The sequence below is a fragment of the Gemella cuniculi DSM 15828 genome, assembly GCF_000425665.1.
Taxonomy (GTDB): Bacteria; Bacillota; Bacilli; order Staphylococcales; family Gemellaceae; genus Gemella; species Gemella cuniculi.
In genome coordinates, this window is sequence record NZ_KE384432.1 from 248638 (window position 1) to 262387 (window position 13750).

The following is a 13750-nucleotide window of genomic DNA, read 5'->3' on the forward strand; positions in this document are numbered from 1 at the left end:
TATTTGCTAAGTACTCATCTACTTCTGTTTCTGTTGCTTTTGGGTTATCTTCTTGTTTGTTGGCCTCCCCTTCTTTATTTTGATCTCCTTTTTCTTCTGCTGGACTATTTGCTAAGTACTCATCTACTTCTGTTTCTGTTGCTTTTGGGTTATCTTCCTGTTGGTTAATTTCTATCTCTTCTATGTCATAAACTACTTCTACTTTCAATTTACTACCATTTATTATCGCAGTTTTTTCTAATCTTTTCTGAACTATTGCTGTATTAGGTAAAACTTTTCCATTTTTTATTTGATCTTTTATTGCTTCAAATTCAGATTTTGTTATTATTCTTTCTTTTTTTTGTCCTGCTTTCAAACTTTCTAAATGGTACGTAATTACTTTACTACTGTCTATAATAATTTTTACATTTACATTAGAGATATCTTTAATAGCTGTTATATTTACAACTGCTCCGCCGTTTTGCTCTTTTATAACTACTTGCACATCATTACTTACTTCTACCTCAATCTTTTCCTTTGCAGAAATTTCAATTTTTCCAATTTGCGATGCGCCGCTGAATACTAAAACCCCTGTTAAAACGCTACTTGTTACTTTTAATATTGCTTTATTCTTCATTCAATTTCATTTCCTCTCTATAATATTATTTATTTTAAGGGGAGAGGTTAAAACCTCTCCCATTTTTAAATTATTTTAATGCTGTTTTTACTTTTTCTATAGCCTTTTGTAAAGTTTCAATTTGTGCATCTATCTCTTCTTTTGTTCCATTATTCGCTAACAATTGCTGTGCTTTTGCTTTTGCTCTTCTCCAATTAGACTGTAATTCTGCAGTAGCATCTTTATAACTCTGTTCATTTTTTAAATCCTTATCCACTAATTTTTGTAGTTTTTCTTTTGAAGTTTCTAGTGTATCTTCTGCTGGTTTTGTGGCAGTTTTTTCATTTTCACTAGGTACTGCTACTTCATTATTCGTATAAACTAAAGTTATTTCTTGATCGCTTGTACCAAATGTACCTGATAAAGCTTTGCTATCTTTTACCGTTATATTTTTATAACCCTCTACATTTTCTTTTTCAATATTGTATTCAAACCAAGAATAACCCGTTAACTTTTTATCGTCTTTTAGTTTTTTACCTTGTTCATCTTGATATTTAACAGTAATTGTACGTTTTTGTGCGGATTTAACATTACTAGTTTTTTCCACTACCGCTGTTACTTTATGGCTTTCATCAAAATTCACTCCATCAGGTGCAAATATATAAGTGAATGTCATATCACTATCCAAACCATTAGGTAAAACTATTTCTGCTTCTTGATATGTCCCATTTCCAGAAATACCATTCCCTAATTTTCCTATTACCATCATAGGATAGTCAGAAGCAGCTACTGTCCCCCCAGTTGTATGTATTGGCCACTCCACTCCATTTTGATCAATTATTTTTACTTTCGTTACATTAGCTTTTAAATTAGTTCCATATAAATGTGCTACTGTTTTTTTACTAACATTTCCTTTATCAGTTGTAGTTGTTGTCAAATCTGTACTACGATGTGCTTGATATGAACTTATCGTTACAAAGCTCAACACAGAATCTTGTTTATTTTTTCCTGCTGGTAATACTGTAATTACTCTACCATTTTCTCCACGTGCTTCTTCATAAGTGGTGGTTGCTTTTAAACCATTACCATCTGTAAATGTAAGATTAAATGATTTTGCTTCACTATCTTTATTTTCTGGTAACGTGATAGTTGCAATAATATCATCACCTACTTTTTCATAAGAAAATTTATCAGAAAGTACGTTATCCTTTGTTGCAGTAAGTGGATTTAACACTTTTATTTTCACATTTTTATCTGTTAAGTTTTTCCCTTTAATAGTAACTTTGACTGTTCCCCCAGTAGATTCCAATACTTTATTATCAATACTGTAATCTGTAATCACAGGTTTTTGCTGTTGAAGATCTGGTAATGTAGGTTTATCATTAGGTTGGCTTGGGTTCTCTTTAGGCGGAGTTGGCTCATTTGGCTGAGCTGGTTTATCAGTATCCCCTTCTTTATTATCAGGAGTTTCTGGTTTTGACGGTTTATCTTCAGTTATTCCTTTTGCATTAGCAACAATCTCTTTTACTTTTTCAATAGTTGTCGCTTTCGTTATTTGTGGAATTAATTCTAATTTTCCTAACGAAGTTAATACATTTCTAGCTTTTACCTTTTCACTACCTAGTAGTGCATTATAAGTTGCTTCTTTTAATGAAGCTATCGCTTCTTCTAATTGTTCTTTAGTCGCATCTTTATTAGCAAGTACTTGTTCTGCTTTAGTTCTAACATTAATCCAGTTATTATTTGCTGGTTGATTCCCTGCATTAGGTATATACCCTTCTTCTGATCTAATATCTCTTTTAATTAATGCTTCTAAATTATTTCTTAATTCCTTATTTTCGTCTATTTTATTTTCTTCTTTTTTATTAATTTTTAGTTTAATATTATTTATACTCCAAGCATACTCTTCAAATCCTAGTTTTAGATTAACGGATATCTCTTTTCCGTTATTTTTTTCTAAAAACTTATCTGTAAATGAAAAGTCAAAATTAGATGTTTGAGGATTATAAATTGCACTTACTCCATCTACATTTGTTTTTACATTAGCAAAGAAATTAATAGTTTCTTCGCTTTCTAATGCTTTTGCTAGCTTATTACCTATTTCATTTATGCCCTTAAATGGATTTGAAATAGATACATTTTTTGAAGTTACCTCCACTTCTTTTCCATAATTAATTCTTTGACCATCAAATTTTATACTTCCACCTTCTTCATTAATCATTTTAAGAATACGTGGGACTATATAATCAATAACTTTTGAATAATCACTTATGTGATTTCCACCCAAAACTAATTCTTTGATATTTTTTAAACCTGCAATAGCTGAAATATCAGAAACATTGTTACTACCTATTGATAACATTTCTAATTTAGGCATATTAGCAACAACAGAAATATCACTTATTCCTCCACTAATAGTTGGATGAGTTTCGTCTCCAGTTTGATCATTATTATTGTGTAGGTCTAAATGTTTTAAATTAACTAAATCTTTCAATGCACTTATATCTGTTAATTTATTTGCATATAAATCTAAGTACTCTAGATTCGTTAAATTAGCTAATGGCTCAACGTTTGTTATTCTGTTTCTAAACAAACTTAAATGTTTTAAATTATTCAGATTAGTTAATGGTGTTAAATCTGTTATCTCATTTTCTCCAAGTTCAAGATATTCCAAATTAATAGCTTTCTCTAAACCACTAATATTTTTGATACCACGAGTTTGAATAAATTTAAAATCTGGTGTCCCTTTTAATGATGTACTTTCTAATATTGGTTTATCTGCCTTATCTCTAAGTTTTATTGTTTTCAAACTCTCTATTTCTTTTTTTGTTATTTTTTGATTATCCGCTCTTGATGGATCTATATTTTTATTAATCAATTTTTTCAATAATGGATCGCTTACTATAACCTCTTCATCTTGATTATTATTTTCAGGATTATTTGGTTGTTCCATTGGTGGAGTTGGTTTGTTTGGCAATGTTGGATTATCATTTCCTTTGTTTCCAGGTTGCTGCGGTTGAATTTTTCCATCTTGATTATCTTTTGGTCTTTTTTCTACTTTCCCACTTCCCTTATCATTTGGATTTTGTGGTTGAACTTCTTCTCCCTGCTTATTTCCTTTCTTTGGCTTATTTGGCATAACTTCATTTTCTTCTACATCATATGCCACTTGAACCTTTATTTTTCTTCCCTCTGACTCCATTGCCTTTTCTAAATTTTTTCTCACAACTGCTGTGTTTGGCAATATCTTTTTATTATTTTCTTTATCTCTTATTTTCTCTAGTTGCTCTTTTGTTATTACTTTTTTATCTTTTTGCCTGGCTCTCAAGCTATCTATGTGATATGTTATTACTTTTGTTCCATCTATTGTTATTTTCACATCTGCATTACTTATATCTTTTGTCGCTACTAACTCTACTACTGCTCCTCCTTTATCTTCTCTTATTGTTATTTGAATATCTTTATTTACTTCTACTTCTATCTTTTCTTTTGCCTGTATTTCTATTTTCCCAAGCTGTGATGCTCCTGTTAGTACTAATATTCCACTTAGTACTCCACTTGTTACTTTTAATATTGTTTGTTTTTTCATTTTCTTCTCCAAATATATTTTTATAAAAATATTTTTAATAATCCTGATAATCCGATCTCTTATTTTAAGTACCGGACTTTCTTTTCTTCCATATTTATCCCCTCACTACTTTTGTTATATTATTACATTTTTATGATACAATAAAACATTTACATTTTCAATGTTTTTCAGCACATTGTAATAATTAGAACAAAAAAAAATAAATATAATATTTTTATTTTAGTTATGTATCTTGTTGATATATTATAGATTAAAACTAAATATAATTATATAATTTATATAATTATAAAAATAAAAAATTTTAACTTATTAATTTTAAATTGATAAAAAATGAGAATAATAATTTATAGAAAAACATAAATTATTATTCTCATTCCAACTATCTTTATTTTTACTTAACTAATTTTACAAAATGTTTCAATGTTCTAATTAATTGTGCTGTGTATGACATTTCATTATCATACCATGCTACAACTTTTACCAATTGTTTATCGCCTAATCCAATTACTTTAGTCTGAGTCGCATCAAACAAAGAACCATAATTCATTCCTACAATATCAGAAGAAACTATCTCATCTTCTGTGTAACCATAGGATTCATTAGCTGCTTTTTTCATAACTGCATTAATTTCTTCTACAGTAACTTTTTTCTCAACATTTGCAAATAATTCTGTTAAAGACCCTGTTGGAACAGGTACTCGTTGTGCTGCACCATCTAATTTTCCATTAAGTTCTGGAATAACAAGACCTATAGCTTTTGCTGCACCAGTTGTATTCGGTACAATATTTTCTGCAGCAGCACGACCTCTTCTAAAATCTCCTTTTTTATGTGAACCATCAAGTGTATGTTGATCTCCTGTATATCCATGAATTGTAGTCATCAACCCCTGAACAATCCCAAAATTATCATGTAATACTTTTGCCATAGGTGCTAAGCAATTAGTTGTACATGATGCACCTGAAATTACAGTTTCATCACCAGTTAAAATTTCATGATTAACATTATAAACTATAGTTTTAACATCTGAACCACCTGGAGCGGATAACAACACTTTTTTTGCCCCAGCTCTGATATGAGCATGTGCCTTTTCTCTGCTATTGAAGCGTCCACTACATTCTAATACAATATCAACTCCTAATTCTTTCCATGGTAAATTTTCTGGATCCGGCTCCCCAAACACCTTAATTTCTTTACCATTAACAATAAACGATCCTTCTCCTTCTTCCACAGTTCCAGGAAATGGACCTTGTGTTGTGTCATATTTTAATAAATATACTATCTGATTAATAGGTCTCATTCTTGATCTGTTGACTGCTACAACCTCGATATCATCAGCATGCTGAGCTTGTATCTGTCTCAAAACCAATCTCCCAATTCGACCAAAACCATTAATAGCAACTTTTATTGTCATGTGTTTTTCCCCCTGAAATTTATTTTACTTCCATAAGATAACCTATAAAATTTATTTTTTATAAATTCAAATGATTTATTCATAAAAGTAAAAATTTATGACAAAATAAAACTTTTTAATTTTATATTTAAATTTGTAATGTACAAATCTATAAGTCACCTTATAGTAAGCGTTTTAAACACTTAAACTCAGTATATCATATTAGAAAACGTTTTACAATATTTTTGTTTCAGATAAAAATTTATATATAATTCAAAATTATAAAATGAAACTTTATTAATTTTTTATTTTATTCAACATCACTACATTTATTTTATTTAAAAAATATTTTAAAAAAATATTTTTTATTTTGATTTTTACTTTAATTATTTGATATTGATTTTTTTATTTTTATGTCATATACTTAAGATAGTGAAATCAAAAAGGAGATAATATGTTATGAAAAATAAAAAAATAGTAGTTACACTTACATCGGCTTTGGCGTCACTAGTTATAGCCACAGGTTGCTCTCAAAAAGCCGAAAGTAATTCAAAGGAAGAAAATAAAAATTCAGACAACAAAGTCACTCTTTCTTATGATGAACTTCGCTCAAGAGAAAATACAATGGGAACTCTATGGTATCAAAATGCAGCTGAAGTAGATGCATTATATCAACAAGGTTACAATATTGCCACTAATAAATTAAAAGAACACTTGAAAACACCTACGAGTAAACCTTACTCTATTGTTCTTGACTTAGATGAAACTGTATTGAATAATATCCCTTATCAAGTTCAAAATATAAAAGATGGTACTGGATTTAATCCTGAAAATTGGGATAAATGGGTACAAAAAGCTGAAGCAAAACCTGTTGCAGGAGCCAAAGAATTTCTACAATTTGCTGATAAAAATAAAGTTCAAATTTATTATATTTCTGATAGAACAGATTCACAAATTGATGCTACTATAAAAAATCTTAAAGAACAGGGTATTCCGGTTCAAGGAAGAGATCACTTAATGTTCAAAAAAGATGGCGATAAATCAAAAGAAGGACGTCGCCAAGAAGTTATGAAACATACAAACTTAATTCTTTTATTCGGAGATAATTTAGTAGACTTTGCCGATTTTTCTAAAACATCAGAAACTGATAGAACAAAAATGTTTGAAGAATTAAAAGCAGAATTTGGAGAAAAATTCATTATCTTCCCTAATCCTATGTATGGTTCTTGGGAATCAGCTGTATATAAAGGTGAGAAAAAAGATGCTAAAGGTCAATCTGAAGCAAGAATGAACGCACTTAAAGGATATAATTAATAAAATATATGGGACTAGACTATAATCTAGTCCCATATATTTTATTAATGCTACATTGTTTTTATTATCTTAGACACAATTTGAAATAATTAGGTAAAACTCTTACTTTATTGATGGTACTTTTTATTTTTGCTAATTTTTACGTATAATAAAGTCAAAATTAAAATCTTTATGCTCCATTAACACTTATCAAATAACTATTTTAGCACTGTTCGATAAGAAATAATTTAAAATACCATTTAATAAATAATTTCCTATTGACAAAACTATAAAAATAATGATAAAATGTATGCATGAGTATAGCACCAGATTGTACTGCGGGCACTGGTAGCGCAGACACGGTTTACAGTTTTTTTGTATGCCGTGTTTTTGTTGTGTAATAAAAAAATAAAGGAGTTGAATAAATGAACAAAAATTTTATGACTATTGAAGAACAAATTGATCTTCTAAAAAGCAGAAACTTAAAATTTAAAAATGAAGAAAAAGCCAAGCTGTTACTTATAAAAAATAATTATTATAACTTAATTAATAACTATAGTAAGTTCCTATATACTAGTGATAATATTTACTTTGATGATGTATATTTTGAAGATATTGTGATAATTCACTATTTTGATAAAGAATTAAAAATTTTATTATTTAGCTACCTTATAGAGACAGAAAAAATATTAAAATCAATTTTAACATATGAATATGCAAAAGAGTATCAAGAAAATTATGCTTTTTTAAAATCAAAAAATTATGATAGAAAAAAGCAATCACAAGCATTTAATATTATCAGTGACTTTTCTAACATAATAAGTTTTCATAGTAATACGAAAAAGAATAAAGGAAAAAATGCTATAAAACATTATATTAATAATTACTCTAATATACCTATTTGGGTTTTAACAAATTTTCTAACTTTAGGTCAAGTAACATATTTTTATAATACATTAACACCGAAATTTAAATATAAAGTAGTTAGAAATCATATAAATCCAAACTTAACAAATGTTACTGGTAAGAAAATAAAAATAGAAACCGAAATTTTTGAAGCAATTTTACAAAATATAAGACAATTAAGAAATGTAGTTGCACATAATAATCGACTAGTATACTTCAAATGCAAAAATAATATTAAGTATATTGATGGTCTACACGACACTGACAAACGAGCATCAAGACAATCAGTCTACAGTGTTATTGTATCTTTAAAATGTTTTTTAGATAAGCATCGTTACAAGCAATTTCACAACATCTTATGTAAAATAGTTGATAACTTTAAAGGAAATATAGAAAATGTAGAATATGCAGAAAAAGTTCTTAATTCTCTTGGCATACCTTCTAATATTAAGGAATTAAAATAAGTGTAATATAGTGAGCAATCAAAAATTTACTAAAAGGATTGGAATAAAAAATTTCTACTCCTTTTTATTTATGTTTTTAATTATTTATTTCAACTTCATTTTTAATAATTTTTAAATTTTCTATGAAACAGCTTTCTTGCTAGGAAAATTATTTAAGAGTATAATATCTACTAGAAATTGTCTTTATAAACTTAAGATACATGAAAGAAAAATTTAAGGAGTTAAAAATGAAAAATAATAAATTTCAATTTATACTTATACCAGCATTAGCATCTGCTATATTATTTCCTATATTTGGTAATTCTAACTCTGCTAAAGCTAATAATGATGCTAACTTATCTGAAAAAAAATCTAGCACTGACAAAGATAAAACCCTTCAAAATACTGAAATCTCTTCAACTAAAATAACGAATAAAATTCCTATGTCGCTTGAAGAATACAAACAAAAAAGTGCTCTTGAGCTAGCAAAATTAATTAAAGAACGAAAAGTAACAAGTGAACAACTAGTAGATTTGGCATATAAAGCTATTGAACTGGAAAATCCAAAACTTAATGCCGTTATTACAGAGGAAGGCCAAATTTCTGAATCAATAAAAAACAAAGCATATGAAGATGCAAAAAATATCGACAAGAAAATAAGTGCTCAAAATCTAAGTTCAAATCCTATAGACTGGGAAAGTCAACCTTTCTTAGGCGTTCCAACGCTTATTAAGGAACTAGATAACATTGCAGGTGGCAACGCTTCTTTAGGTGTGTACTTTGATAGAAAAAAAATTTCTCAAAAAGATGGTTTTGTTGCACAAGAATTTAGAAAATTAGGATTTATAATCCTCGGACAAACAAATACTCCTGAATTAGGAACTAGAAATATAACAGACTCAAAACTCTTTGGTCCAGCAAGAAACCCTTGGGATTCCAGTCGCAATACTGGTGGTTCTTCTGGAGGTTCAGCAGGAGCAATCTCTAGTGGTATGGTTCCAATAGCCAGTGCTAGTGATGCTGGTGGTTCTGTCCGTATCCCTGCAGCATGGACAGGTCTCATTGGATTAAAACCTACTGGTGGAGTAGTAAAATTTCCATTAGTAAAAAACATTGAAGATGCAAAAGTATTTTTTAATAAAACAGAAAAAAAAACTAATAGACTCTTGCCCATCCCAAAAGATCTTAAAACTCTAAAAATTGGTTATTCATTGAAAACACCAATGTCAGATATTCCACTTAGCGAAGATGCAAAAAAAGCTGTTTTAAAAACTGTAGAATTTTTAAAACAGCAAGGATTTAATGTTGAAGAAGTTGAAAATTGGCCTATTGATGGTTATGATGGAATTAAAACATATACTACTTTAGCAATAGGAGGTTCTTATACCCGACCTGCTAAAGCTGCAACTGAAACTACAAAATATGATTTAGATCCCGCTACTTATGCCCTAGGTTCTGTTAAATTAAAAGATCTAGATACTACTGGGGTTAAAAAAGTATCTGAGTATCAAAAAATTATGAATGAATTTTACAAAAAATATGATATATTTTTAACTCCTACAAATGCTGTCACAGCCCCTTCTAATGATAAAAATATTGATCCTTATGTAGAACCAAAAATTGCTGAAAAATTGTATAATATAAATAATATTGCTGATAAAAAAGAGAAATTTGACCTTCTTGTCAAGCAATGGGAACCAATGATGAGACGTACTCCATTTACTTGGATATTCAACTTAACAGGAGATCCTGCCATTTCATTACCAGTATATGTAAATAAAAATAATTTACCACTGGGAATTATGCTAGCTGCAAAAGCTAATTCTGAAAAAATTCTATTAGAATTTGGACAGCTTTTTCAAGATAATAATCAATTTATTATGCACCCAAGCATAACTAATACTGCCTCTGCTAAAAATGGAAATAAAATTGGCATCAATGATTATGGAACAAATTTCGAATATAATATTCCTAACTATGCTCCTATTATTAATAAACTTCCCGAATTGAAACTAAACAGCAATTCAAAATCTAAAATTATTAAAAAAGATATAACTAATAATTTTAGCCAGGAAGATTTTATTGAAAAAATAATTAATAATATAGAAAATAAAAAAGCAATATCAAATTCAAAAATTAAATTACTTCCTAAAACTGGTATCAATAATGCTAATAAAAGTCCCCTCCTTGTAGTGACTCTTATTTTCTTTGCTATCTTAATTAAAAAAACTAAAAAATATAAATTATAAATTTCATTCAACATTATATAATAAATACGGGAAACTGTAAAAATATATCCCGTATTTTTTTTCATTATTTTTACATAGAAACTGAAAATCCACCAAATAAATATCGTTTTATGTAATGCCATAATGTTTCACGACCCATTTTCACTTCAGCCACTCCTACCATACCATAGGCTAATGTTTCATCTCCATTCTTTACTTCTACATCTATCTCATAAACAGATGCACTTTCTTCTTTTTCCTTTTCTTTTGTCGGAATTAATATGGTAGTTGGAATAACAGATATCTTTCCTATCTTTGCATGTACTATACTTTTATTTTCATTATCAAATCTAATACTAATTTCTTTATCTTCTTTATAGTCCTTTTATATCTTTATTCGCTTCCCTTGCTCCTTTTATGAAACCTATAGTAGCATCCGTTATACCTATTGCTATAGGAATCATCCACAAAAAGCCTCCTGATATATTTTCTAACTCTTGTTTACTTAATTCTTTCATTTTTTCTCCTTTTTTTATTCTTAATTATACTTATTATTAAATTTACAGAAAAATAAATTAGAAATATTAATTTTACCTTGTAATATAAACTATGAAATTTTATTGGGTACATTAACGTTAAAAATAATAACACACCTAATACGTTCAACTTAATTTGTTGTTTATAATCCATACTCATTTATTCTCCTTTCTTCTTACGGCCACCCAAAACCATTATCTCTTCGTGCTTCTTCGGCATTTGATTTTCCGGTTGATATCGCCCATCTTTGAATTCCATATCCTAAGCAACTCCAAAAACCATCACATCCCCCTGAAATATTGAGCAACTCTTCGTGATTTAATTCAATATAGTGTATATACATAATTTTCACCTCCTATTTTTTAGTTTTTAATAACGTTATTTACGATCATTATACTCTTTTAATACTTTTTTTTGTTAATTTTTTCCTGAATAGCTAATTTTTATACTTGAAATGAAAATTTTTATTGTTTTTTTTTTTAATGGTAGACTGTACTTAGGATTAACTATGTTTGTTTATTAAGTAAAAAGGAGAGTAAAATTTATGAATAAATATTTAATTTTGTTTTTGTCCAATGAATATAGTTATATAAGTTTTTCCGCTATAACTATGTCAATAGCAACGCTATATATAGCAAGTAATTTCTTTGATTATAAATTTTCTTTAAAAGAAATTATATTAGCCTCCACTATTTTATTTTCTATTTATATCTTATTTGTAATATTTTTTCATAAATTTTTTGTTATATCATTTTTTATGCCCATTTTTATTTTTTTAAAATATAAAAAACAAAATTTTATTCTTTTTAAAACAATATTCTTAATTATATATTTAATATTTTTTAGAAAATTAACTGAACTTATTATAGTTTTTATATTTTTCTTATTTAAATTAAATACAGATTATCTCTTCCCATGGCTCGGAAATATTTTACTTTTTATTATAATTGTAATATCTACATTTAAATTAAATTTAGTCATTAAAAATTTAATTTGTAATTTTTATAAGTACAAAAATTACAAAAAAATAATAACCTCCTTATTATTTTTTATTTTAGTTACTTATAACTTCATTGCAATATACTCTAAGATAAAAAATGACGATGTGGGAGTATATTATTTAGCTCTTAGTAGTGTTTTGGGTTTATGTATACTATTTTTAATTATTTCTAATATACTACGAGAAAATTTAAAAGTATCTTTTAAAAACAAACTGGAAAACGAAAAAATTATTCAACAAAAAAAACATATTGAATCGTTAGAAGAAAATAATAATGAAATAAGAAAGTTTAAACATGATTTTACTAATATTATGCTTTCACTTAGTGGTTATATTAATTCAGAAGAAATTGATGTTATTGCATTAAAAAAATATTTTAATTCTCATGTTCTTTCTTTAAAAGAAAAAATAGATGTTACTAATTCAACTGCTCTTTCTCATCTTGGAAATATAAAAAATAAACCACTTAAAAGTTTAATTACTAACAAAATTTTAATAGCTTTAAACTATAATATTGATATTGAAATCAATATAGAAAATAAAATTAGCAATGTTTTTACACAAGAAATTCAACTTACAAGAATAGTTGGTATTCTTCTTGATAATGCTATTGAAGCATGTAGAGAATTAAATACTGACAGGATAATAAAAATTAATATTTTACGTATAAATAAAACTATTGATATATCTATTACAAATACTTTTAATAATGAGAACTTTAGCATCGGAAAATTTCAAAAAAATGGATTTTCTACAAAAGGTAAAAATCGTGGTCTTGGACTTTCTATTGCAAAAGAAATTGTAAGTAAATACAATTTACTCTTAAATACCGAGATATATAATAATTTTTTTACACAAAACTTAACTATAGAAGGTGATTTTTATGAAAATAATAATATGCGAAGATAATAAAATAAATTTAACTACCATTTATGAAACAATAAAAAATACTATTATAATTAATGATTGGGATATATCTATTGAACTCATTACTCAAGATCCAAACGATGTAGTTGATTATATTGATAAAAATAAAAGTGCCGACTGTTATTTTCTTGATATAGATTTAGGAACTAACTGTATTAACGGTATTGAACTTGGAAAGAAAATTCGTAATGTAGATTGTTTTGCTAATATAGTTTATATTACTTATTTTGATAAAATGCGTATTACTGTTATTAATGAAACGCTCTCCCCTCTTAACTATATTATAAAAGAAACAGACACTTTAAAAGAAGATATAGTAGCAACATTAGAAGTTGCCTATAACCGCTATTTATCAAGCCTTAAAACAAATCTAAAAAAAACTAAAGTACCAATAAAGGTTGGAAATCGTATTGTTTTTGTTGATATAAATAATATTCTATATTTTGAAGCTATGTCTAATCATAAAATCTTATTAAAAAAATTAGATAATACATCTCTTGAATTTTATGGGAAACTTTTGGAATTAGAAAAACTAAACTCTCTTCTTTTTCTATGTCATAGATCTTATTTAATAAATATTTCTTTGATCAAAGAAGTAACTAAAGAATATATTATTTTTAAAAATGAAAGTACTCTATTTCTTTCCAATAAAATTTTAAAAAGAGTAAACAAAGAGTTAGAAAAGCATAATAAAATAAACTTATAAAAAATTTTTCTAAAAAAAATTATTTAATTAAACTATTTTAATATCACACCATGCTATCTTAATTAAAAAAACTAAAAAATATAAATTTCATTTATAATTTAAATGACTATACAAAATAAATTTTGTATAGTCATTT

The 13750-nt window shown here is 27.1% G+C and carries 10 protein-coding genes; 5 read left to right on the top strand and 5 right to left on the bottom strand.

What is annotated here, in order from left to right; all coding sequences use genetic code 11:
* From H612_RS09325 to gap, 3 genes are all read right to left on the bottom strand, one after another.
* On the bottom strand, positions 1-616 hold a 616-nt coding region (locus H612_RS09325; RefSeq protein ID WP_035500461.1), incomplete at its 3' end, for a hypothetical protein.
* 70 nt (positions 617-686) lie between these two features.
* On the bottom strand, positions 687-4184 hold the full coding sequence (locus H612_RS0107395) for a leucine-rich repeat domain-containing protein (RefSeq protein WP_027130865.1): 3498 nt from the start codon (positions 4182-4184) through the stop codon (positions 687-689).
* 391 nt (positions 4185-4575) lie between these two features.
* Positions 4576-5595 (bottom strand): type I glyceraldehyde-3-phosphate dehydrogenase, encoded by a 1020-nt coding sequence (gene gap, locus H612_RS0107400; protein WP_027130866.1) that lies wholly within the window; start codon positions 5593-5595, stop codon positions 4576-4578.
* 438 nt (positions 5596-6033) lie between these two features.
* On the opposite strand from gap, the gene H612_RS0107405 reads away from it, so the two are divergent.
* The 3 genes from H612_RS0107405 (at position 6034) to H612_RS0107415 (ending at position 10465) form a co-directional block, all read left to right on the top strand.
* On the top strand, positions 6034-6888 hold the full coding sequence (locus tag H612_RS0107405; protein WP_027130867.1) for a 5'-nucleotidase, lipoprotein e(P4) family: 855 nt from the start codon (positions 6034-6036) through the stop codon (positions 6886-6888).
* Positions 6889-7292: 404 nt separating this feature from the next.
* Entirely contained in the window at positions 7293-8237 is a 945-nt protein-coding gene (locus tag H612_RS0107410) for an Abi family protein (protein ID WP_027130868.1), read from the top strand.
* Between the two features lie 227 nt (positions 8238-8464).
* Positions 8465-10465, top strand: a complete 2001-nt coding sequence (locus H612_RS0107415; protein ID WP_027130869.1) for an amidase family protein — start codon at positions 8465-8467, stop codon at positions 10463-10465.
* 353 nt (positions 10466-10818) lie between these two features.
* On the opposite strand, the gene H612_RS09775 is transcribed toward H612_RS0107415, so the two are convergent.
* Together H612_RS09775 and H612_RS09990 are read right to left on the bottom strand one after the other, a co-directional pair.
* Complete coding sequence (locus H612_RS09775) at positions 10819-10962, bottom strand: class IIb bacteriocin, lactobin A/cerein 7B family (protein WP_084167257.1); 144 nt, start codon at positions 10960-10962, stop codon at positions 10819-10821.
* Positions 10963-11156: 194 nt separating this feature from the next.
* On the bottom strand, positions 11157-11324 hold the full coding sequence (locus H612_RS09990; protein WP_156882804.1) for a hypothetical protein: 168 nt from the start codon (positions 11322-11324) through the stop codon (positions 11157-11159).
* 762 nt (positions 11325-12086) lie between these two features.
* Between H612_RS09990 and H612_RS10090 the strand changes: the two genes are divergently transcribed.
* Both H612_RS10090 and H612_RS0107445 read left to right on the top strand, forming a co-directional pair.
* Complete coding sequence (locus H612_RS10090; RefSeq protein ID WP_169515559.1) at positions 12087-12890, top strand: sensor histidine kinase; 804 nt, start codon at positions 12087-12089, stop codon at positions 12888-12890.
* The gene (locus H612_RS0107445) at positions 12865-13614 is read left to right on the top strand and encodes a LytR/AlgR family response regulator transcription factor (RefSeq protein WP_027130872.1); all 750 of its coding nucleotides are present in this window, start codon (positions 12865-12867) and stop codon (positions 13612-13614) included. Before H612_RS10090 ends, H612_RS0107445 begins: the two co-directional genes overlap by 26 nt.
* Positions 13615-13750 lie beyond the last annotated feature (136 nt).